Annotated in this window: 27 protein-coding genes; 8 read left to right on the plus strand and 19 right to left on the minus strand. The window is 54.0% G+C overall.

Annotated features, from left to right (window positions below; translation table 11 throughout):
* Nucleotides 1-283: 283 nt before the first annotated feature.
* Nucleotides 284-718: a hypothetical protein gene (locus IM314_RS08590; RefSeq protein ID WP_193358593.1), complete on the plus strand. Its 435-nt coding sequence runs from the start codon at nt 284-286 to the stop codon at nt 716-718.
* A 37-nt stretch (nt 719-755) separates the two neighbouring features.
* On the opposite strand, the gene IM314_RS08595 is transcribed toward IM314_RS08590, so the two are convergent.
* Nucleotides 756-1340, minus strand: a complete 585-nt coding sequence (locus tag IM314_RS08595) for a bifunctional 2-polyprenyl-6-hydroxyphenol methylase/3-demethylubiquinol 3-O-methyltransferase UbiG (protein ID WP_193358592.1) — start codon at nt 1338-1340, stop codon at nt 756-758.
* Nucleotides 1340-2353, minus strand: coding sequence for an HNH endonuclease domain-containing protein (locus tag IM314_RS08600; RefSeq protein ID WP_193358591.1), 1014 nt, complete (start codon nt 2351-2353; stop codon nt 1340-1342). The genes IM314_RS08595 and IM314_RS08600 overlap by 1 nt, the downstream gene beginning before the upstream one ends.
* A 639-nt stretch (nt 2354-2992) precedes the next feature.
* Here IM314_RS08600 and IM314_RS08605 point away from each other — a divergent pair.
* The 4 genes from IM314_RS08605 to IM314_RS08620 all read left to right on the plus strand — a co-directional run bounded on the left by IM314_RS08605 (nt 2993) and on the right by IM314_RS08620 (nt 5410).
* On the plus strand, nt 2993-3508 hold the full coding sequence (locus tag IM314_RS08605) for a DUF2778 domain-containing protein (RefSeq protein ID WP_008501362.1): 516 nt from the start codon (nt 2993-2995) through the stop codon (nt 3506-3508).
* Nucleotides 3489-4007, plus strand: coding sequence for a hypothetical protein (locus IM314_RS08610; RefSeq protein ID WP_193358590.1), 519 nt, complete (start codon nt 3489-3491; stop codon nt 4005-4007). Before IM314_RS08605 ends, IM314_RS08610 begins: the two co-directional genes overlap by 20 nt.
* 1 nt (nt 4008) lies before the next feature.
* Nucleotides 4009-4494 (plus strand): Hcp family type VI secretion system effector, encoded by a 486-nt coding sequence (locus tag IM314_RS08615; RefSeq protein WP_008501360.1) that lies wholly within the window; start codon nt 4009-4011, stop codon nt 4492-4494.
* Nucleotides 4495-4936: 442 nt separating this feature from the next.
* Nucleotides 4937-5410 carry a SymE family type I addiction module toxin gene (locus IM314_RS08620; RefSeq protein ID WP_193358589.1) on the plus strand — a complete coding sequence of 158 codons (474 nt, stop codon included), beginning with the start codon at nt 4937-4939 and terminating at the stop codon, nt 5408-5410.
* A gap of 79 nt (nt 5411-5489) precedes the next feature.
* On the opposite strand, the gene IM314_RS08625 is transcribed toward IM314_RS08620, so the two are convergent.
* The 12 genes from IM314_RS08625 to trpS all read right to left on the minus strand — a co-directional run bounded on the left by IM314_RS08625 (nt 5490) and on the right by trpS (nt 12756).
* The gene (locus IM314_RS08625; RefSeq protein ID WP_227008586.1) at nt 5490-5750 is read right to left on the minus strand and encodes a hypothetical protein; all 261 of its coding nucleotides are present in this window, start codon (nt 5748-5750) and stop codon (nt 5490-5492) included.
* Nucleotides 5672-5953, minus strand: a complete 282-nt coding sequence (locus IM314_RS22115) for a DUF6392 family protein (RefSeq protein WP_227008577.1) — start codon at nt 5951-5953, stop codon at nt 5672-5674. Before IM314_RS22115 ends, IM314_RS08625 begins: the two co-directional genes overlap by 79 nt.
* 156 nt (nt 5954-6109) lie before the next feature.
* Nucleotides 6110-6361 (minus strand): hypothetical protein, encoded by a 252-nt coding sequence (locus tag IM314_RS08630; protein ID WP_088204631.1) that lies wholly within the window; start codon nt 6359-6361, stop codon nt 6110-6112.
* An 18-nt stretch (nt 6362-6379) separates the two neighbouring features.
* The gene (locus IM314_RS08635) at nt 6380-6631 is read right to left on the minus strand and encodes a bacteriocin immunity protein (protein ID WP_193055600.1); all 252 of its coding nucleotides are present in this window, start codon (nt 6629-6631) and stop codon (nt 6380-6382) included.
* Nucleotides 6632-6699: 68 nt separating this feature from the next.
* A complete protein-coding gene (locus tag IM314_RS08640) occupies nt 6700-6948 on the minus strand; it encodes a bacteriocin immunity protein (protein WP_088204630.1) in 249 nt (82 codons plus the stop codon).
* A 1-nt stretch (nt 6949) separates the two neighbouring features.
* Entirely contained in the window at nt 6950-8608 is a 1659-nt protein-coding gene (locus tag IM314_RS08645; RefSeq protein WP_193358588.1) for an S-type pyocin domain-containing protein, read from the minus strand.
* Between the two features lie 3 nt (nt 8609-8611).
* A complete protein-coding gene (locus IM314_RS08650; RefSeq protein WP_193358587.1) occupies nt 8612-9094 on the minus strand; it encodes a hypothetical protein in 483 nt (160 codons plus the stop codon).
* A gap of 488 nt (nt 9095-9582) precedes the next feature.
* Complete coding sequence (locus IM314_RS08655; RefSeq protein ID WP_193358638.1) at nt 9583-9954, minus strand: hypothetical protein; 372 nt, start codon at nt 9952-9954, stop codon at nt 9583-9585.
* Nucleotides 9955-10069: 115 nt separating this feature from the next.
* Complete coding sequence (locus tag IM314_RS08660; protein WP_193358586.1) at nt 10070-10549, minus strand: type VI secretion system tube protein Hcp; 480 nt, start codon at nt 10547-10549, stop codon at nt 10070-10072.
* A 2-nt stretch (nt 10550-10551) separates the two neighbouring features.
* Nucleotides 10552-10899, minus strand: a complete 348-nt coding sequence (locus IM314_RS08665; RefSeq protein WP_193358585.1) for a hypothetical protein — start codon at nt 10897-10899, stop codon at nt 10552-10554.
* On the minus strand, nt 10892-11575 hold the full coding sequence (locus tag IM314_RS08670; protein WP_193358584.1) for a hypothetical protein: 684 nt from the start codon (nt 11573-11575) through the stop codon (nt 10892-10894). The genes IM314_RS08665 and IM314_RS08670 overlap by 8 nt, the downstream gene beginning before the upstream one ends.
* Nucleotides 11576-11754: 179 nt before the next feature.
* A complete protein-coding gene (gene trpS, locus IM314_RS08675) occupies nt 11755-12756 on the minus strand; it encodes a tryptophan--tRNA ligase (protein WP_193358583.1) in 1002 nt (333 codons plus the stop codon).
* A gap of 199 nt (nt 12757-12955) precedes the next feature.
* On the opposite strand from trpS, the gene fosA reads away from it, so the two are divergent.
* Nucleotides 12956-13381 (plus strand): FosA/FosA2 family fosfomycin resistance glutathione transferase, encoded by a 426-nt coding sequence (fosA, locus tag IM314_RS08680; protein ID WP_023295855.1) that lies wholly within the window; start codon nt 12956-12958, stop codon nt 13379-13381.
* Here the strand turns inward: fosA and IM314_RS08685 are convergent.
* Entirely contained in the window at nt 13367-14374 is a 1008-nt protein-coding gene (locus IM314_RS08685) for a LacI family DNA-binding transcriptional regulator (RefSeq protein WP_193358582.1), read from the minus strand. The genes fosA and IM314_RS08685 overlap by 15 nt on opposite strands.
* 185 nt (nt 14375-14559) lie before the next feature.
* Here IM314_RS08685 and IM314_RS08690 point away from each other — a divergent pair, with 185 nt between their 5' ends.
* Nucleotides 14560-15648 (plus strand): cellulase family glycosylhydrolase, encoded by a 1089-nt coding sequence (locus IM314_RS08690; protein WP_193358581.1) that lies wholly within the window; start codon nt 14560-14562, stop codon nt 15646-15648.
* Nucleotides 15649-15693: 45 nt separating this feature from the next.
* On the plus strand, nt 15694-17088 hold the full coding sequence (locus IM314_RS08695; protein WP_193358580.1) for an MFS transporter: 1395 nt from the start codon (nt 15694-15696) through the stop codon (nt 17086-17088).
* 41 nt (nt 17089-17129) lie between these two features.
* On the opposite strand, the gene IM314_RS08700 is transcribed toward IM314_RS08695, so the two are convergent.
* The 4 genes from IM314_RS08700 to IM314_RS08715 are packed head-to-tail and all read right to left on the minus strand — an operon-like array spanning nt 17130 to nt 21876.
* Nucleotides 17130-17951: an alpha/beta fold hydrolase gene (locus IM314_RS08700; protein ID WP_044597222.1), complete on the minus strand. Its 822-nt coding sequence runs from the start codon at nt 17949-17951 to the stop codon at nt 17130-17132.
* 30 nt (nt 17952-17981) lie between these two features.
* A complete protein-coding gene (locus IM314_RS08705) occupies nt 17982-19601 on the minus strand; it encodes an MFS transporter (RefSeq protein WP_193358579.1) in 1620 nt (539 codons plus the stop codon).
* Nucleotides 19598-20005 (minus strand): DoxX family protein, encoded by a 408-nt coding sequence (locus IM314_RS08710; RefSeq protein WP_045631075.1) that lies wholly within the window; start codon nt 20003-20005, stop codon nt 19598-19600. The genes IM314_RS08705 and IM314_RS08710 overlap by 4 nt, the downstream gene beginning before the upstream one ends.
* Nucleotides 20005-21876, minus strand: a complete 1872-nt coding sequence (locus tag IM314_RS08715; RefSeq protein ID WP_193358578.1) for an amidohydrolase — start codon at nt 21874-21876, stop codon at nt 20005-20007. The genes IM314_RS08710 and IM314_RS08715 overlap by 1 nt, the downstream gene beginning before the upstream one ends.
* Between the last annotated feature and the right edge of the window lie 132 nt (nt 21877-22008).

Below are 22008 nucleotides of genomic sequence, written 5' to 3' on the forward strand. Positions count from 1 at the left end.
GATGATATTGCTGGGGTGCTCGAAATACTTCAGCATGATATTGAAAGATTAAAGCACAACCGAGGCGTCATTATACCGCATATCGAACCCGCAGAATTCACATTTTCAATTATAAGGAAGTAGCCCTTGTTTCCATCCCAACGGATCGCAGATCTTAAGGATCTTCTTGATATGAAAACTAATCTGATGTGTATTATTCTTCCTGATTGTTTTCAAACAAAATTATAGTGGTGATCTGCATTACAAACGATGGGACATCGCTCTCATTCATGGTGGCTAAACTATGAAAATCCTTTTAAAAGTCCTGAAGTGGAGTGCACTCTCGGTCGCCACCGTCTTTATCCTTGGATGGCTCTTTGTCTGGCTCGTGGCATCGGGTTCGGATGAAACGATGGTTTACACAGAAAATGACTTTTTCCACTACCACACGCTGACTGACAAGGATATTGAAAACGCCCCGCGTGTAACGGACGACTACTATTTCGAGGCGCATCCCGGCGATGGTTATGCTCCTTCGAATAGCATCTTTTTTAAAGGGGCTACCGGTGCGGTACCGTTGCGCGCGTATCTCGAAACGCTGGGATACACGAAGGAAAAGCGTCGCCTGGGGGATAAGGAAATCTGGTCAAAACCCGATCAGATAAAAGGGGATATTTTTTATCTGTACTTTAATGCCGCCACGGGTGAAGTTGAGCTGACTAAAGTTATGAATTACTGAACTCACTTACTCCATGTCGATTAGCGCCGCCTGATGATCAAGCGGCGCTTTTTCGTAGTATCCCATTCAGCCATCTCTCATCTCTGTCCGGGCGGTTATCCTGAGTCGCCCACAGCGAAGCTATCTCCATCCCCGGAACCGCCTTTAGCAACTCCTGCAACCCCTCTTCATCCAGGTCCGTAAACCGTCGTTCACCCTGTACCCGTTCACCGTTGCCATACTTAAAGGACACATACCAGACGCCGCCAGGTTTAAGCGCATCCGCAAGCTTCTGCATTACAGCAGGTAACCCAGAAGAGGGGACATGCAGCAAAGATGCACAGCACCAGATCCCATCGTACTGCGCTTTACCGTCGATCTCTGAAAACGTCATCATCTGCACGGGTAACCCGGTATGTTGCTTTGCCAGTTCCACCATCGCGGAAGAGGCATCAAAAGCATCCACAAGATAGCCCATCTCATGAAAGGCTTTTGCGTCCCGGCCAGAACCGCAGCCCGCATCCAGAACCCGGGCACCGTGCGTCAGATGTTGGGTAAAAGCCTCGTAAAGCGGAGTCATATCGACATTGACCGTGCCATTGAAGAAATCCTGCGCGTGGTTCTGGTAGTAGTGAAGTGTCATTAAAACGTTGCCTCGCCTTCCGCGTTGGGTTTCCAGGTATGGATAAGTTTGTCCAGCGCGGCCTGCCAGTTACGCTGTAGAAAGCTTCTCCGTGCTTCAGGACGTTGCCCTGTCTGTAGAACAATCGTCTCATGTAACGGCAGTTTGCTCTGAATAAAATACTCATTGCGGGTGTGTAACCGCTGCAGGAGCCTGAGGTCGGGAATCCGTGCAGATTTACCTTCGACGCCACGGTTACAGCACCGACAGGCCAGCACTAAGTTCCATACGCCGTTAATATTGCTCACTTCATTGCGGGCAGCCCAGGGAATAAAGTGGTCGACGTCCGCCAGTTCTGCGTCGCCCGGTACCAGGCTGATGGGTTTAAAGCAGTAAAAGCATCGTCCTTTCTGGTAACCATTCAGGCTGTCGCGGCAGCTGGTGATGTCTACGCGACGCGCGTTCACCCTCGTATACAGCAGCTGATTATCTTCGTCGAACTCTACGCCCACAAGGTTACGCGATATCCCCATCGACCAGGCCTGTTCCACCAGGTTCCAGCGAGCATTGGTTTCAAAGGCGAGGTTTTTATACTGTAGGCGTTCACCCAGTAAAAAGAAGTTATCCGTCAGGCGGATCCCGTTGTGGGTTTTGCGCTCATCAAGGAAAAAACGTTTATCGATCTCGCCCTGGTTCACGTAATGAAAGGCATCAATCACGTTGTTAAAGCCAAGGCGCACCGTCGCTTCAATGAGCTGGGCGTGGGTGATTTCACCTCTGTTAAACTTCAGGCAGGTTTCCAGAAATTGACTGCTGCGGGAGGTGATCTGTTTTGGTGCATGCTTCAGGTGCTCGCAAAGATAGCGGCTGAACGGCACGGCAAGCTGGTCGAGCGTTATCAAATCGCTGCCCGTCTTATCCACTTCATACAACGCTGACGCCAGCGCAAATTTGTAAGATGCGACGTTCCTTCCAAAGAGGATCACACCACGCCAGTAGTTCTCAAGCGTCGGGTCGGCCTGATAAAATTCCATCGATGAAGTCCTGTTACGGTTGGCTGGGCAGGGCGTAACTAAAGCCTGTAACAGGATCACATAACAAAATCAGGGTGATGTAAATCGTTAATCTATAGGTTTGATGAATTTTTGTGGGATCTGAGAAGAAGGGCTGGATGCGATGAATTTGCCGTCTAAGGCAATTTAGCGAAAGAATAGATTTCTGGATGAGGCACATAGAAATGATTTTCAAACCTGCGATTTCCAGTATCACATTAAACCCTATTTCCTGACTCCCCCTCGTATTTCCCAAATTTACCCATCGCAAAACCGCTGTATTTATATTCAGTTCTGTATAATAGGCAGCAATAATTACGCCAGTCAGAAAAACGCCTCTTCATGGGGATGTCCTCATGTGGCTTATGAAGACACTACTAACATCAGGGAGCAGGTCACTCTGCCAGCGGTTCGGTCTCGCCCCTGAGGGTACATGGTCAACTTGATAAACCTAGCTTCCTGACACACCTCTGATGTTACCGCCTAACGACCTTACACGTTGTCTTACCACCAACGGGCTATTGTCTGAAAATCAGAGGTCTCTCGGAAGAAAACCTTCTTATGTCCAATTGCATAGGAGTACGATAAGCCAACAAATCATTATAGATAAAAGGGTTATCTATGGCTCTACATGGAAAGTTCGTAATTAATGATGCGTACTACTCCCCGTTATCGTTTCCGGGTATAGGCACGTTTTTAGCTTTCTCTGGTAATGGTGCTTACCGTAATCGTGGAGCATGTGGAATGATCCCCAAAGAGGGGCCAGTACCAGCGGGTAAATACTGGATTGTTGACCGCCCTCAAGGTGGACTCAAGTCACAGCTAAACACAGTGGGAAGAGACATTTATAATCACTTCGCCAATGGTGCAACATTCAAACATTCTGAATGGTTCGCATTATGGCGTGATGATTGGGGGATCGACGATTACACATGGATTGAGAGCGTTCAGCGTGGCAATTTCCGTTTGCATCCAGGCGTACTATCAGAAGGTTGTATCACTCTCCCACATGATTCTGATTTTGCCATGTTGCGTAATGCTCTGTTGAGAAGCCAAAAAATAGATGTTCCTTGCATGAGGAAGCTACAGGCATACGGCACGATTGAGGTGATCTCCAATGGCAAAACATGCCCATAGTTTATTCATCAAGATAGTGCTGTTCGCTGTTGTTGTGCTGATCGTTGCTGAAATGGTTCCGTATGATGGATTAGTTAATTCTATTACGGGGCTTTTTGATTTCCAGAGCGCCGACAAGTTTACCCGCTTCATTTTGGGTGAACCTGATTTAGAAGTTTGGGAGTCGTTAGACGACTATTTTAGCATCTTAATCAATACATTAATCAGCGTACCTGTCATGAGCGCCATTACCACGGCGTACAGTGGCGCGACACACAAAGTTAGTCCAGCAGGCATCCCCAGAGAGTGGTTCAGTTCCACATTGCGACGGTTAGCTAAAATCTTCGGGTTTACCTTCCTGTTTTGGGCGTTGTTTCGCTTGCTGCCTTATCAGTCTTTATTCCCAGATCAAACGTATTCAAATTTCACAATGGCGGCGATTGTGGGCTTTCAGTTGCTCTTAACGATTGTTTGCTACTGGTTCATCACGAAGAAAATCACAACTAAAAGGAGTTTGTAAAATGCCTATTCCGGCTTACATGTGGCTTAAGGACGATGGCGGCGCAGACATTAAAGGAGCTGTAGACGTTCAGGATCGTGAGGGGAGTATAGAGATTGTTGGCTTTAGTCATGGTCTGAACATTCCAGTAGACAGTGCCAACGGGAAGATTACTGGCAAGCGTTCACATTCTCCGATGATGATTGAAAAGGAGTTTGATAGCTCCAGCCCGTATCTATACAAAGCCGTTGCCACCGGTCAAACGTTGAAAAGTGCGGAGATTCGCTGGTATCGCATTAACCATGCAGGACAAGAAGAGTGTTACTTCGTCATGACCATTGAGGGTGTGAAAGTGACGGGCATTAACCCAGGGATGCCAAACGCTAAAATGGCAGGAAACTCGCAGATCAACCACATGGAATCTGTTTCCCTGATGTATGACAAAATCACCTGGCGTTATGTTGATGGTAATGTCCAGTATACGGACGATTGGAACGTAAGAGCGTAACAAATAGAAAGGAGGCATTGAGTGCCTCCTCTTTATTAACGCTTATCCTCTCAAAGGAGCCTGTCCGTAATGCTGTGTAACTGCCATCGTATTATAGGTGATCGCTCAGTCGGTCACCGAACTTGATAATAAAACGACGCATTGCCATCCCGCAGATCGGCGAATGGTTGCTCTGCGGTTCATGCGGGCGCTCACCTTATATTCTGATAGTCCTCGCTGCGTAATTTCTCTGACCCAACCCTTTTCCTGAATCCCCCTCGCAAAATTCAAATTTACCCCACCCAAAGCCGCTGTATTTATATTCAGTCCTGTATAATGAGCTTCGGAAATTATGCCGAACGGCAAAGGATATATTGAAGAATATTTAACGAGGAATTCGCGATATGAAGGTGCTGCAACACCCCCATACCGCTAACCACAACCAACTAGTAAGGAGTTGTATATGGCTGCGACGAATTTTAAGCCAGAGTTTACTGTTTGCAAAACAGAATCAGACGCTTTCACCGGCGTGATTGAAAACCGCGAGCTGGTACGCAAAAACAGCGCCCGCCGTCTTCACGGCAACCCGCCTAACGCGGCGCCCGTCCATCCCCGCGCGGAAACGCCGCAGGACAGTGCCGCCTGCTGCGAACTGTATGCGCGCATAGACATGAAATATCTTCTTTTGGGCGGCGACTGGTTAACCCGTGCTGGCTTTATCAACGGCATGCCCGTGAAAATCCGCGCCATGAAAGACTGCATTGTGATTACACCACAGCATACAAGAGAATTATGGGGATGTCTGGAGGGTATGAGCGTGGTGAATATTAATAAGCAGAAAGTCGCCCAGTGGCTGAAGACCTTTCCGGGAGCGCTGAATGATACCGGTGATATACCGACTGTTAAGCGTGGAACAGGGAAGGCGATGTCCGAGTAACCGTGCTTCCCACCTCATGTAATCCTTGAAGCAATAAAACGATACGGGCATGTTATCCCATGTCCGTAATCTTCAGAAATCACTCGTGCTTTACCTGCTCTTTCACAGCCTTAACCAGCACAGCGTGAAGTTCGCCAACGGTTAAATCGCGTATAACAGGTTCGGGTATGCCACGTACCCAGCGCATAAACCGACAGATGCCAAAAAAATCTATACCCTCGCCCGTAAACAGATACTCATTCTCAGCAAGAGAGAATGTTTTCATATAGCCATCTTCTTCCGTGGCAAGCTGAACGCCAAACGCTTCTTCGCAGTCTTCCTGTAGGTCTTCGCCGTCCATACCACAAATATGTAAATCGGCCTCAATTTAAGGTTTATCACAACAAGGGCTTGAGCTTCTCTCAAAAAACTTAAATTGATGCCTTCTTTTGCCATTTCCAGGTGTTGGTTCATAGAGCCTGAATGTCCCTTTGGATATGTTTCCCATGAAATAAATTTTGCATCTACCAATTCGTCATGACTTTTCCCTGGATAAACAATCATTGCCTCATGTTTGTAATCATCTGTATAAGTCCACCCTATAGTTTAAACGTAAGCTTTTTTTTCTCGTTTCAGGATTTAGAGTTATAAAGTACCGTCCAGATGTAAATTCTTAGGTTTTCGAAATGAGAAAAGGGGCATTATATATTTAATCTTCATTTAAAGCTCTCCTCCTGAAAGCTGAAAAATTAAATCGTCCGAGTAGAATGTTTTACCTATGAGCATTTCTAAAAGATGTGCCTGTTTTTCGTTTATATTATAAACACCGATGCCATACGAGAAGTCGGCTTCATCTTCCTCTGAAATACCCATAATGTCATACAGCGCAGCTACATTTCGCTGAGAGATTATGATTTCATAAAGTAAAAGTTCATTTGTTTTACTGTATACATCTATAGAGTAAACGATCATTGTTTTAATCCTAAAAAATCACTTAGACTTGAAGCAAGGTTTACCATGAGGCTGACACCACTCTTTTACTTCCTGGACAACGCCTTCCGGGCTATCATCTTTTCCATCTTCAGGATAAAAAATAAGATCTGTGCCAGAAGGATGCTCGGCAAGTCGTACGAACTCTTTAACCTGACGATTACCATCTTCCTCTGTTTCACTTGTGGCGGTACAAATTTTTCGCACCAGACTTAGAAATTCACTTTCAGTATAATCTCTTAAATCCTTCATTTTTTTTTAACTTTTTGAATTTTATTGTACACATTCCGCGCCCGAAAGCGCGGGAGTCTCAAAGATTGTTATTCTTTAAATCCGGATTTACTATTTTCTTTACGCCACTCCTTAACTTCTCTAACAATACCTTCTGGACTATAATCTTTGCCCTCTTCAGGATAAAAAATCAGGTCAGAGCCTGCGGGATGCTCGGTAAGTCGTTTAAATTCTCTAACCAATCGATTCTCGTCTTCTTCAGTTGGTGCGTCCGCATTGCAAATTTTGCGTACCAGTTCTAAAAATTCTTCTTCTGTGTAATCACTTAACAGTCTCATATCACTCTCCTTTATGAATTTTGATGTGATGTTTTGGAGTGGTTATTCCCATATTATCAACGTCATACACCTTACCGCCCTGACTGATAGGTTGTATGTGATGAATTTCATAACGTTCTCTTTTTCCAACCGAGTCAGGTGTGCGTGTGAAAGGGGCGTTTCCTTTACGCATACTTGCGCGGTTATTGCTGATAAATTGCTCCAGCAGTCCCGGATCCCTCGACACCTCCAGCCAAAACGCCTTACGAAACTGGTCAAAGTCCGTAAATGTCTGACCACGTAACCGATCCGCTATCTGGCTTGGAATAGGAGACCCATTCCCCGCATTCGCATCAGATAACCAAACCCCGGTAACTTTTTGCCCCTTGCCTGTGACCTGTCCGGGATTGTGGCGGATATAAACATAAATCGGCGGCACCCCGCCCACCGGCAGAATCAGAATATAATCCGCAAACGTCTTCTCTTCCGGTGTCGGGCTGGTCGTCGCACCAATCCCCGTATCCTCCGGCAGCGGATCTACCACAACCGGGTTCGGTATCCGTACCGGGTTGTGATTACCCGTATCCCACGGCTTACTCTCTCCGGTGCGGTCCGGTGTCCAGATGAGGGTGATACCAGGGTCTTCTTCGGTAGTAAAGGTGTACGCCTGGCGTCGGCTATCCCACTCCATCGTGCGAACGCGCACGCTGTCTTTGCCGGGCGGCGTATGCCAGCCTCGCGGTGTCGGGTTGCCGCTGGTGTCGTTCTCCCAGGTGAAGCGAACGCGGGTAGGGGCTTCCCGCATCTGTTCGGCGCGCATCCTGTCGATAAAATCCTGCTCTCCGTCGTTCAGCTTACCGGGATACATCCCTATAAGCAGCCCTGCGACAGGTGCACCAAGGCCTCCCGTGGCTATCTCGCCAAGTGCAGCGCCGCGCACGGCCCATGTGCCGGAAATGACAGTACGTCCGCCAACGAGTGCGAGTTCGCTGGCATCGGCGATCGCGGACCGCGCGGCCCAGGCCCTCTCTTCGGCCGCAACGGCAGCCTGATAGTCCATCTCCTCGTGATGCCCGTTCAACCAGAGATAAAGCGCGCTGCGTTGCTTCGGCTTTGGGATCGCCTTACGCTTTGCCGCCTGGGCGTGCTGCGGGGCGTCGTTGGGCATGGCCTGGTAAAATGCCATTTCGCCGAAGTTGGTGTGCGGCTCACTTTCGGTGCCTGCATCGTTACAGCCTTCACCGCGCAGGCAGGATTTCGCAAAGACCCGGTTGCGATCGCGTTCTTCTGCTTGTCGCTGCGCTTCGGCCTCTTGCTCTTTTCGGCGTGCTGCGAGCATGGCCTGATGCTTTTCCTGTGCGATCTGTTCAGGAGAGGGGCCGGAGCCGAGCCACTCTCCCGATGGGGCGATCACGCGGTTGGTTCCGTGCGGGCAGCCACAAATGACGACAGAACCATCGACGGCTGAGGTTTGTCCCATCCAGTTAACGCGAGGTTCGCCGTCTGCAACAACGCCCTGTTTGCCGCATTTAGGGCATGCCGTAGTTTTATCGCCAACGCGGATAACGCCGCGCCCGTGCTCGGTGCAGTTGGGCAGGGTGCTACAACATATTGCGCCGGTGGTCGTTCTGTCGCCGTGCAGCGCCTGACCGCGGCCGTAGTTCGTTGAACGGTAGCCCATGTCCTATTCTCCGGGCCAGGTTAAGAAATCCTCTTGAGGTGGAATCCCTTCGCGGGTGACCAGATAAGTACTGCCGAGCGGTGTGCTGATAATCTCGTCATCGTTATCAAGCAGGCTACCAACCAGGGCAACGCCGTGTCCTTTCCACGTAAACGCTTCTCCTGCTGAGGTCATAATCGTGGCGAGCGTTCCATCCGGATAGGCCACACAGTCGCCTTCGACAATAACGCTGGTGTAACTCCCATCGTCCATGAGCATTGTGGCTTCACGATCGACGGGAAGAACCACGCCGCCCAGTCGGGTCTGGCTGCCAGCCGTGGCGATCCGCCAGATGGCGGTGACGGGATGTTGTCGATGAAAGGCTTCCTGTTCGGCAATAATGGCGCGTGCATCCTCAGACATGGCGGCCAGTTCTTCATCGGAAAACGGCGAACGATCAATTTCCGCTTTTAACTCAGCGGTGAATTCATTGGTATAAAGCTGCATGACAATTCCTTGTAGGGGCAGAAGAGTAAATGCAGCAATGCTAGGTTTTAGACTGTAAGGCGAATATACATAAAGTGGTTAATAAGCCGGGCTAAAATCCGAAATAAAGATCCATATTGATATTGGTCATGTTTTAAAAAAGGAATGGTAATGGTTCTTGTTAATTATAAATGTAACATTTACTGAATTGCCGATAAATAATATTATGCAGCGTATGTGTTTTAAAATGGGAGTGTTAGAAATCCTTTGTCATTCCAGTAATATAAAATCAAAAAGGAATCAAATTTGTCCCAACCCTTTGATTGCGACAAAACCCTTAGGGCTCCCTGGCCTGGCCATGCTCTGACTTGTAAATATGGTGTTTTAATGCGGATAATCAAACAGTTAATGGTAGATGCGACATATGAATCTCTTGATCCCACCTCATGTAATCCTTGAAGCAATAAAACGATACGGGCATGTCATCCCATGCCCGTTGTAAGTAAAAATCACTCGTGCTTTACCTGCTCTTTCACAGCCTTAATCAGCACAGCGTGAAGTTCGCCGACGGTTAAATCGCGTATCACAGGTTCGGGTATGCCACGTACCCAGCGGATAAACCGACAGATGCCAAAAAAGTCTATACCTTCACCCGTAAACAGATACTCATTTTCTGCGAGAGAGAACGTTTTCATATAGCCATCTTCTTCCGTGGCAAGCTGAACGCCAAACTCTTCTTCGCAGTCTTCCAGTAGGTCTTCGCCGTCCATACCGCAAATATGCAAATCGGCCTCAATCAACGTATTGCTATCGATAGGTTTACGATGCTCACCTGAGGAGTTTCGAACAACCTCAATGACTTGAGAGAGTGTGGGTTCCATCATGATGCTCTCCTTTAAAGCGGTAGAAATAATCGCCAGCGCTTCCCGACGGCGTTCCGCTTGGTCGGACCGACAAGAACAACGTTACCCCGGACCGAGAAATTTTAAAGTCAGTTCAGGCTATAGCCATATGATTCCAGGCATCTCTGTAAACGATATTCCCGTAACAGTGTTTCCAGGTGATTGCCTCATATCTTAGCTCGATTGTCTCTGTATGCGTTCCTGTTCCAGAACCCGGGAACAGATTGGGCGTAATACCCGTGATTTTTACATTCTCCAGGATAATGTTGAAATATTCTCTCTCGATTCCTGCATCATCAATTTGATACATTTTGATCGTAGCCGATTTTAGCGTTTGGTTTTCACACAGTGCCCTGATAAGAACCGGAGTTGTTTTATCAAACTCTTTCTGAACAGCAATCGGTGTATGTACACGGGTACCTGTTAGTCGGCCTGTATTTCCACTCACAGGAATGGTGAGGTGATGAGCGACTGCCTTTAATTCAATAGCACCTAACCGACCGGACACCATAGAACCTCCTACGACGGGTGAGCCATTAGCATAGGTTAACCATAGATATGCTGGATTTGACATGATTATTCCTCATCTATTTTTACAAAAGAAGGTAGGTGCAACATCGCCACGACCCATATGAACAAGCCAATAATTTTCAGCGGCCATGGTTCAAGGACAGCTATACAAGCAAATGCACCGATGATCAGTAAGGGGCCCGATAACACATCTAGGATCCCGCCAAAAATATATATCTTGCCTGGTAGTAATTTATTCATTACTAATGAAATAATGTAGGCGCTTAGGGTAATGATGCAAAAGGCGATTGTTTTATCATGCCAGTTGTCAAATTCTACCCAGCTAAGGATATATAATAAGACTAAATATGAACAAAGAAGTAGGTTTATAATAGGAATAATGAATTTACTCATACGAGCCTACCGTACGTTTGGCATTAAGTTTTTCATTAAGTTTGTTCATGATCTGATTAAAGACAGGTTTTCCTTCTGAGTAACCTGCATGGATAGCATCTACGAAAGGTTGGACGGCATCAGCAAATAGAAAGTAGAGTAGGTCGTAGTCTCGGGGTCTGAGAAGTTCGTATATCTCCGGTGCTTCTGCTTTAAGCCTGGCAGATGTTCTGATTGAGCGTTCTGCCATTCCTCCAAACAAAAGGAGTGTACTCAGTCCTGTTATTGGATTTAATTTGCCTTTGAAAACTACAAATGTAAAAGACGTTCTTTCAATAACACGTTTCGCAATAGTGGCTGCTATAATATTTGTTGATACTCTACCCAGTATTGAAGAAGCTGCTGGTCTATAAACCTTATCTTGCTCAGCCTCGGTTAAATATCTGTTGAATAGTTTAAATATTTGCTTGGCTGCATTGATGATATTATCGTAATTCAAAATGTCTTTTATGATTGCGGTTGCTATTCTAATTCTTTCCGTTTCGCGTTCATACCTTGTTTCCGTGTCAAAGATACCATAGATCAGATATCCATAATCTAGCGGAACGGATAAGCCTCCATTTATAAATGCTGTGACTGTATCTGGAGAATCGATTATGTTGAATAATCTCAAGGATATATTATCTACATCTGCCATGTTAATCCTTTAAGCGTGTCATAAAGGATTTATCAATGTAATATTAAAGTAATTAAAGCAATTTAAATTATCTAAAAGGAAAATTAAGTATTTTTATAACAAACGATATTTTATATCGAGAGGCAAAGCGGCTACGTGTCAATCACACTCCACCGCCCAACCTCAATCAACTCACCTAATCAAAACACCGGCACCCCCAACCCAACCTTCACCTCCCTCAACGTCTCTTGCGTCACCCCCTGCGCCCGTTCGGTCCCGCGCTTCAGCATCGCCATCAGCTCCCCCCTGTCCTGCATATACACCGCCCTCCGCTCCCGCATCGGCGCAATCAGCTCCTGCAAACACCCCTCCAGCTCGTTCTTGCACACCCGGTCACCCAGCCCGCCAGCCTGATAGTGCGCCTTCATCGCCGCCACTTTCTCCTTGTCCGGATGAAACGCGTCGAGGTACGTAAACACCACGTTCCCCTCAATCTGCCCCGGATCGCTCACCTTCAGGTGGTTCGGGTCGGTGTACATGGCGCTGACCGCACGGTGAATGGTCTCTTCGCTGGCCGAAAGGTGCAGCGTGTTGCCCAGCGATTTTGACATCTTGGCGCCGCCGTCGATGCCGGGCAGGCGGCTGGTGTCGCTCAGCATCGCCTTGCAGCGGCGCAGCACTGGGGCGGGCAGCAGGCTGTTCATCTTGTGCACAATCTCGTTGGTCTGCTCAATCATCGGCAGCTGGTCGTCGCCGACGGGCACGCACTCGGCCTTAAACGCGGTGATGTCCGCCGCCTGGCTGATGGGGTAGGCCATAAACCCGACCGGCAGCGAGCGGGCAAAGCCTTTCTGCGCAATCTCATTTTTCACCGTCGGGTTACGCTCCACGCGGGCGACGGTGACGATGTTCATATACAGCATCGTCAGCTCGGCGAGGGCGGGCAGGGCGGACTGCAGGCAGATGGTAGTCAGGTTCGGGTCGATGCCCGCAGCGAGGTAGTCGGCCAGCACTTCGGGGATGTTGTCGCGGATCTTCTGCGGGTTGCTGCCGTTGTCGGTCAGCCCCTGCAGGTCGGCAATCAGCACAAACTGGTTGTGTGTCTGCTGGAGCGCCACGCGCTGGCGCAGCGATCCGACGAAGTGGCCAAGGTGCAGCGGGCCGGTTGGGCGGTCGCCGGTGAGGATGGTTTGCGGGTTCATAAAGACTCCTTAACGTTGTAATGCCGAAAGGGGTCTTAGATGTGAGAAAGCCGCCTTTCGGCGGCTATCTGAAAATGGGGAAAACTACTCCGTGCCGCCTTTAAGAAGGCAGCCACCAGCGGTTTACGGTGAGCACGGCGTGGTTTATGTTCATCTCTTTACCGTACCATGTCCGGCGCGAAAAACAAAAGGGCATATCATGCTGCAATCACTCAACCACCTGACCCTCGCGGTCAGCGACCTGCAAAAAAGCGTCACCTTCTGGCACGAGCTGCTGGGGCTGACGCTGCACGCCCGCTGGAATACCGGGGCCTATCTCACCTGCGGCGATCTGTGGGTCTGCCTGTCGTACGACGAGGCGCGCCAGTATGTGCCGCCGCAGAAGAGCGACTACACCCACTACGCGTTTACCGTGGCGGAAGCGGATTTTGAACCGTTCTCGCAAAGGCTTGAGCAGGCGGGCGTCACCGTCTGGAAGCAGAACAAAAGCGAGGGGGCATCGTTCTATTTTCTCGACCCGGACGGGCACAAGCTGGAGCTGCACGTCGGCAGCCTCGCCGCGCGGCTGGCGGCGTGTCGCGAGAAGCCCTATGCGGGGATGGTATTTACCTCAGACGAGGCTTGAGGCGCGCACCTTCAGCCTGCCCGCCAGCGTCACGTGCGTGGCGGCATCTTCCTGATTGCACAGGTACTCAACCGCCAGCCGTCCCAGCTCGCTGTAGGGCAGCTGGATACTGGTCAGCGGCGGGGTGAGCTGCTCGGAAATCTTCTGGTCGTCGTAGCCCGCCAGCAGCATGTCCTGCGGGATGCGCACGCCGTTCACCGCCAGCGCCTGATAGCAGCCAATCGCCAGCCAGTCGCTGGCGCAGAAGATGGCGTCCGGTCGCTCGGCCAGTTCCAGCAGGGAGGTGGTGGCGGTGAATGACTCGCTGAACTGCCAGTTGGTCTGGCGCACCAGGCCGTCGTCGCACGCGAGTCCGGCCTGCTGCAGCGCCGCCTGGTAGCCCGCCAGACGCTGGCGGGAGGCCTCCATCCAGCTTTCGCCGGTGATGTGGGCGATGCGCGTGGACCCGCAGGCGATGAGGTGTTTAGTGACCTGGAAGGCGTTGGCGTAGTCGTCCGGGATAAACGACGGCAGCAGCGGCGAGCCGGGGTCTCGCTGGTTGAGTAGCACCAGCGGGATGCGGGTACAGTCGTGAAACGCCGTCATGTCCACCAGCGTGGTGACCGGAGAGGCGAGAATAATCCCGATGCAGTTGCGCTTCTCCAGCTGGCGGATGATGTTCAGCGCCAGCTCAATGTCGTCGCCGTAGTCGTAGACGGTGAGCAGGGTCTCGTTGCGCCACGCCGCTTCCCGCGCCTGGCTGATGGCGTCGATAAACGGGTCGAAGCTCTGTAGCGAGCTGACCAGCAGGGCGATCTCTTCCTGGTTGCGCGGGGCGTGAACGGCGGGGAGGCGGTCGTAGCCGAGCTCGGTGGCGACGCTAATCACCCGATGGCGGGTCTCGTCGCTGAGCTTGATGTTGCGGGACTGGTTAAGCACCAGTGATACCGTCGCCTGCGATACCCCTGCCGCCCGCGCAATATCGTTCATCGTCACTTTTGTTTTTCGCTTCATCCGTCCTCTCCCTTTCGCGACTTCGCATCATACCCTAACCGCACGCTTTAGCGCCGTCGATCACGTTTCTCATTCATCGAAGCGTGAACTTTGTGAGGGGCATCGCTTTTCTAAACGCCGTGATTTGCGCATTTATCCCGCAACTAATATTTATTAGCTAAACATTATCAGTAAGAGGATGCGTAATGAAAGAGCAGTGGAGCAGGGAGCAGGCACAGGCGTGGTATGAGCAGAAAGGCTGGCTGTGCGGGTTTAACTATTTGCCGTCGACGGCGGTGAACTGGACCGATATCTGGCAGGCAGAGACCTTCGATGCCGGGACGATTGACCGCGAGCTGGGCTGGGCGGCGGACGCGGGCTACAACACCCTGCGCATTAACCTGCCGTTTATCGTCTGGGAGCATGACCGCGACGGCCTCATAGCGCGTATCGATCGTTTTTTGACGATTGCCGACGGTCACGGATTCAGCACCATGCTGACCCTGATGGACGACTGCGGCTTCTCCGGTGACGAGCCGTACCTCGGCCCGCAAAAGCCGCCGGTGCCAGGCAAGCACAACAGCCAGGCGGCGGCGAGCCCGGGGCGCGACAAGGTGTGCGATCCCGACTGCTGGGCAGACATTGAACGCTATATCCGCGACGTTGTCCGCCAGTTCCGCGAGGATAAGCGCGTATTGCTCTGGGATCTGTATAACGAGCCGGGCAACCGCGGCATTTTCGCGACCGGCACGGAAGAGGTGCTGTACGACGCGAAGCTGGAGACCTGCGCGCACGAACTGATGAAGCTGGCGTTCCAGTGGGTACGTGAAGAAGACCCGACCCAGCCGCTCACCGTCTGCGCGTGGCGTCTGCCGGCGGAAGAGGAGGGCGAGACGTTTTACCAGCATCCGCTGGACCAGACCGCGCTGGAGCTGTCGGACGTGGTGAGCTATCACGCCTACACCAATACCGGGCGCATGACGGCGATTATTCAACAGCTTCAGGCGCTGGGCCGCCCAATCTTCTGTACCGAATGGCTGGCGCGCCACGTGGGCAGCACGATTGAAGAGCAGCTTCCGCTGATGTACATGGCGAAGGTTGCGCCGTATCAGTGGGGGCTGGTGCGCGGCAAAACCCAGACGTGGCTGCCGTGGCCGGTGGTGATGAAAGAGTCCACGGACTACTGTCGCCTCTGGTTCCACGACGTGTTTGAGGAGAACGGCATTCCGTTCTCACGCGCTGAAATTGCGCTGATGCAGAAGCTGCGCAAAATCGCCCCTAATCCGCAGGGCTAATAATAACGACCCGGCGGTCAGCCGCCGGGCAACCAGGTACGCACTATGGCAATGACAATGAAAATACCGTCTCGCGAGTTGTGGTCTTACTTTGGCTATGGTTTAGGTCAGTGTTTTAGCTTTGGTTTAGTGGGTTCGTTTATTAACTATTTTTACACCGACGTGCTGGGGATCTCGGCGCTGGCGGCGAGCACCATCTTCCTGATTGCCCGCGCGTGGGACGCGGTTCACGATCCGCTGTTTGCCAGCATCATGGACACCATTAACAGCCGGTTCGGCAAGTTTCGCCACTTTTTGCTGATCGCGCCGCTGCTGATCACCGGCGTCACGCTGCTGTCGTTCTATAAAATCGAAGCGGACATGACCACCAAAATCCTCTACGCCGGGGTGACCTACATCCTGTGGGGGACGCTGTACGCCATCTCCGATATCCCGTTCTGGTCGATGTCGTCGGTGATGACCAACGACTCCGCCCAGCGCACCCGCGCGGTGACGGCGGCGATGCTCGGGGTGAACGCCGGGATTGCCTGCGCCAACATCTTCTTTCCGAAGCTGGCGGCGTTCTTCGCCCAGTACAGCAGCGATAAAGGCTACTTTATGGCGGCGCTGGTGATGATGCTGGTGGGCCTGCCGCTGATGCTCAACGGCTTTATGCAGATCAAAGAGCGCGTGCTGCCGAGCCCGGAAAAGGTGACGATGCGCGACACCTTCCACAACCTGCGCCAGAACAAGCCGCTGTTTATTGTCCTGCTGTCGTTCTTTTTCTGCGTGTTCCATAACGTGGCGGGCGGTCTCTATATCTACTTCTTTATCAACAATATGGGCGACGGCAGCCTGCAAATGGCAATTGGCGTGATGGGGATAGTGGCGGCGGTGCTGTGCCTGGTCGCCCCGATGCTGACGCGCCGGATGCAGAAGCGGAAGCTGTTTATGATCCTCTGCGGGCTGGACGTGGCGGTGCGCGTGGTGATGTGGTTTGTCGGATATCACCAGGTGACGATGCTGTTTATTCTGCTCGGCCTGAGCACGCTGTTCGTGATGATGACCAACATCCTTACCTCGTCGATGATTGCCGACACCATCGAGTACGCGGAGTACCATACTAACAAGCGCTGCGCGGCGATCACCTTCTCCGGGCAGACCTTTACCGGCAAGATGTCGGTGGCGGTGGGTGGCGGGCTTATTGGCGTGTTTCTGACGATGATCGGTTACGTGCCGCAGGCGCAAATCCAGAGCGAAGGCGTGCTGTCGGGGCTGTTCTTCGGGATTTGTCTGTTGCCGGCGATTGGCTCGGTGATTCGCATGGGCTTTATGTCGCGCTTTACCTTTACCGAGGAGAAGCACGCGGAGATTTGTCGGCTGCTGGCGGAGCGGAACGCGTCTGCGAAAGCGCCGGGTAGCGGCTGCGCCTTACCCGGCCTACAGGACCAGCCCTTGTAGGCCTGATAAGCGAAGCGCCATCAGGCTTCGCTTTTAACTGATTACAGCGACTTCACAAACGCCAGCAGATCTTCGTTGAGCTGATCCTGGTGGGTCAGAGCGAAGCCGTGCGGGGCGTTGTCGTACACCTTCAGCGTGGCGTTTTTGATCATCTCCGCCGCCAGCTTGCCGGTGCTTTCAAACGGTACGATCTGGTCGTTGCTGCCGTGGATCACCAGCGTCGGCACGTCGATTTTCGCCATATCCGGGCGGAAGTCGGTTTCGCCAAACGCGGTCACGCAGTCGATGGTGCCCTTCAGGGATGCCAGCAGGGCGATGTTCAGCGTCTGGGTCAGGGCACCGGCAGAGACGGTCTGTCCGGCGTTGGTGCCGTAGAACGGCGTGGCGAAGTCGCTGATGAACTGGGCGCGATCTTTACGCAGTCCGTCGCGAATGCCGTCGAACACGCTCTGATCCACGCCCTGCGGGAAGGAGTCGGATTTACCGAAGATTGGCGTTACCGCGCCCAGCAGCGCCAGACCGGCCACACGCGCGCTGCCGTAGTTGTTGATGTAGCGGGTCACGTCGCCGCCGCCCATGGAGAAGCCCACCAGCGTCACGTCCTGGAGATCCAGGGTGGTGATCAGGTCGTTAATGTCGGACGCAAAGGTGTCGTAGTCGTAGCCGTTCCACGGCTGATCCGAGCGGCCAAAACCGCGACGGTCAAAGGCGATGGCGCGGAAGCCGCGCTCCGCCAGGTAGTTCAGTTGGCTATCCCACATGTCGCCGTCCAGCGGCCAGCCGTGGCTGAAGAGAACCGGTTTGCCCGCGCCGCAGTCTTTGTAGTAAATCTGCGTGCCGTCTTTTGCCTTAAACGTTGCCATAGTGTGTTCCTGTACAGGTGATGGTTATGGTTATACCGGCGCGACCAGATAGCGAATTGCCGGTGATGTTGTACCCTGATGAAAAGCCAGAACGCGGCTCTGCAGCAGGAGGTCATTCATGGTGTGGCGCTCCTGCTGGCGCAGATGCTCAATCCAGGAGCCCATCAGGAAGGTCTCGATAAACAGACCGGGGCGCTCAATATCCTCGTACACCGCCCAGCTCATCGCCCCGGCGCGGCGGCGCACCCGGCGCAGCTCGTGTACCGCCTCCAGGAAGGCTTCCGCGTTCTGCGGGTCGATGATGTACTCGTGCGACACCAGCACCGGGCCGCGCTCGTTCGGCAGCTCAATCTCCACGCCGTCCAGCGGCTGGCCGCTCAGGTCGAGGTTTAAATCAGGATCTTTCTCCAGCTTCCAGCGGAACACCGTTGCGCTTGCCAGCACCATCCCCAGCGTGGCGACAACCAGCGAGGTCGGGGTGCCAAACTGAGAGGCGATCTGCCCCCAGATGGCGCTGCCCGTGGTCATCGAGCCGAAGAACACCGTCAGGTAGACCGCCAGCGCGCGGGCCTTCACCCAGCGGGCGGCGCTGCGCTGCGCGCCGAGGTTGAGGGTGGAGAGCACCGCAATCCACGCGAAGCCGGTGAAGAACTCAAACAGGTTGAGCAGCCAGACGTGGCGCACGAACGCCAGCGCCAGCATGGTGAGGGCAAAAACCAGGCTCGCGGCCACCATCAGCCGATCGGCGTTCAGCCGCTGGCGCAGGCGCGGCAGCAGGATCGCCCCGGCAATGGCCCCCAGGCCAATGCACGCCAGCATTACGCCGTAGCCCGCCGGGCCTAAGCCCAGCTCGCGGCGCGCCACCAGCGGCAGAAGCGCCCAGCCCGCGCTGCCGAAAACGAAGAAAGCCACCGTGCGCACCAGCACGTTGCGCAGCACCGGCGCGGCGTGCACGTAGCGAATCCCGGAGCGCACCGCAGAGAAGAAGTGCTCCGGCGGCAGACGCTGCACGGACGGGGCCGGACGCCAGCGCCACAGCACCCACGCCACGCCGACCACGGAAAGCGCGTTCAGGGCAAACACCATCCACGGCCCGGCGAGCGACAGCAGAAAACCGCCCAGCGCGGGGCCAATCGCCCGGCTGATGTTCACCCCGAGCGAGTTCAGCGCCACGGCGGCGCCCAGCTCCGGCTTGCTCACCAGATCGGGCACCACGGCCTGGAACGGCGGCGAGCTCATCGCCGCGCCCACGCTCAGCAGGAACGTCGCCACCAGCAGAACGGTAGGGGTGACGTGTCCGGTGAAGGAGAGCACCGTCAGCCCGGCGGCGGCGATGAACACCCACAGCTGGGAGAAGAGCAGGTATTTACGCCGGTCAACGATGTCCGCCATCACCCCGGACGGCAGGGCGAAGAGGAACATCGGCAGGCTGCTCGCCGCCTGCACCAGCGCGATATCCAGCGGATCGGCGCTGAGCGTCAGCATGCTCCAGTTGATGCCGACGTCGCTCATCCATGAGCCGACGTTAGAGACCACCGTGGCGATCCACAGCATGCGGAACACCGGCTGGCTCAGCGGCTGCCAGGGCGAAACCGTCGGTGCGGGCGTCGTCTCGACGTGTGCGTCGCGAACGTCGTTAACCTGGGTCATGCGAACCTCTCCGCTGCCTTACGCGGCAGCCGCCACTGGCCCGGCCCGGTGAGGGCGAGGGTGGTGAATATAATCAGCAGCAGCCAGCCAAACTGCCCTTCGGCAATCGACCAGTTCGGGTGCACCGCCAGCATCGCCACCAGCAGCACGGCGATAATCGGCAGGCACGCCAGGCGGGTGTACACGCCCGCAATGATCAACAGCGGGCAGATGACCTCGGCGACGATCGCCGGGATCAGGCTCGCGTAAGGCCCGAAGCCGAACGGATCTTCAATGCGCGTCAGCTCTTCGCTGAAGTGCAGCACCTTCGGCAGGCCGTGCACGTAGAGCAACAGCAGGCTGCCGGTGAGGCGCAGGAAGAACAGCCCCAGATCGACCCGGGGCGGCATAGTAGTGTTTTTCATCAGAATGCAAAGCAGCTGCAGCCCAGCGCCCCCCAGAAAGCGTTATCGTCGGACACCGGCATCTCTGACGTGCGGGCGAAATCATGCTGGTGGCTGTGAACTCCGCACGGGCCGCTGCAGTGGTGAGCCACACTCAAGCCGACGCGATTAGCCTGCGGCGGCGCGCTGCGGTAGTGGCCCGGCACCTTCACCACCGGGGACCACTCGGGCAGGACCGGGATGGCGGGCGGCGCGAGCGGGCCAAAGCTGCCTGCGGCGTAAACGATATCGCCGTTCACCACCGTCAGGACGGACTCGATGCCCTTGATCTCCTCTTCCGGCACGCGGAAGTAGTCTTTGCTGAGCACCGCCAGGTCGGCGAGCTGGCCGACCTTGATCTGCCCCTTCTGGTTCTGCTCGCTGGAGAACCATGCGCTGCCCTGGGTCCAGAGCATCAGGGCGGTATCGCGGTCCAGACGGGCGCTGTGGTCGTACATCTGCATCCCGCCGACGGTGCGGCCGGAGACCAGCCAGTAGAGCGCGGTCCACGGGTTGTAGCTCGCCACGCGGGTGGCGTCGGTACCTAAGCCCACCGGCACGCCGGTCTCAAGCATTTTTGCCACCGGCGGCGTGTGGCGGGTGGCTTCGATACCGTAGCGCTCGGCAAAGTATTCGCCCTGGAACGCCATGCGGTGCTGCACGGCAATGCCGCCGCCCAGTTCTTTGATGCGGTCGATGTTGGCCTGCGACACGGTTTCCGCATGGTCGAAGAACCAGTGCAGGCCGTTGAACGGAATGTCGCGGTTCACCTTCTCGAACACGTCCAGCATGCGGCTGATGGACTCGTTATAGGTGGCGTGCAGGCGGAACGGCCAGCGGTGCTCCACCAGATGGCGCACCACGCGCTCCAGCTCGCCCTCCATGCCCGGCGCGAGGTCCGGGCGCGGCTCGAGGAAGTCTTCAAAATCGGCGGCGGAGAAGACCAGCATCTCGCCCGCGCCGTTGTGGCGGAAGAAATCGCTGCCCTGGCCCGGCGTGAGCATGTCGGTCCATTTTTCAAAATCTTCCAGCTCGTGGCCCGGGCGCTGGGTAAAGAGGTTGTAGGCGATGCGGATGGTCATCTGCTTTTTCTCGTGCAGCTCGGCAATCACCTCGTAATCTTCCGGGTAGTTCTGGAAGCCGCCGCCCGCGTCGATGGCGCTGGTCAGCCCCAGACGGTTCAGCTCGCGCATAAACTGGCGGGTGGAGTTGACCTGCTGCTCCAGCGGCAGCTTCGGCCCTTTGGCCAGCGTGGCGTAGAGGATCATGGCGTTCGGACGGGCAATCAGCATCCCGGTCGGGTTGCCGTTGGCATCGCGCTGGATCTCGCCGCCCGGCGGGTTCGGCGTCTCTTTGGTGTAGCCGACCACCTTCAGCGCGGCGCGGTTGAGCAGAGCGCGGTCGTACAGGTGCAGAATGAAGACCGGGGTGTCCGGCGCGGCGTCGTTGATCTCGTCCAGGGTTGGCATGCGGCTCTCGGCAAACTGGAACTCGCTCCAGCCGCCCACCACGCGCACCCACTGGGGCGACGGCGTGCGCAGGGCCTGCTCTTTCAGCATCCGCAGGGCGTCGGCCAGCGACGGCACGCCTTCCCAGCGCAGCTCGAGGTTGTAGTTCAGCCCGCCGCGGATCAGGTGCAGGTGCGAGTCGTTCAGGCCGGGGATCGCGGTGTGGCCTTTCAAATCCACCACCTTAGTACCGTCGCAGTGGTGCTGCATCACCTCGGCGACGGTACCCACTTCCAGAAATTTTCCGTCGCGCACGGCAACGGCTTCCGCGACAGGGTTCTCGCGATCGACGGTGTGAAACTGGCCGTTAACCAGAATAAGATCGGCTTTACCGAGGGTAACCATAACTGCTCCTGACTGAGAGGGGGAATGGTCAGGATTATGGGAACCGGTTTCGGCAAAGATCCAGTTATACAATAGGATAGGTATACCAAAGTATAACTATACCTAAGGTTAACTATACGAAGAGATAATTAC

Origin of the sequence: Enterobacter cloacae complex sp. P42RS (assembly GCF_014930595.1) — a bacterium.
In the GTDB taxonomy this organism is placed as follows: Bacteria; Pseudomonadota; Gammaproteobacteria; order Enterobacterales; family Enterobacteriaceae; genus Enterobacter; species Enterobacter bugandensis.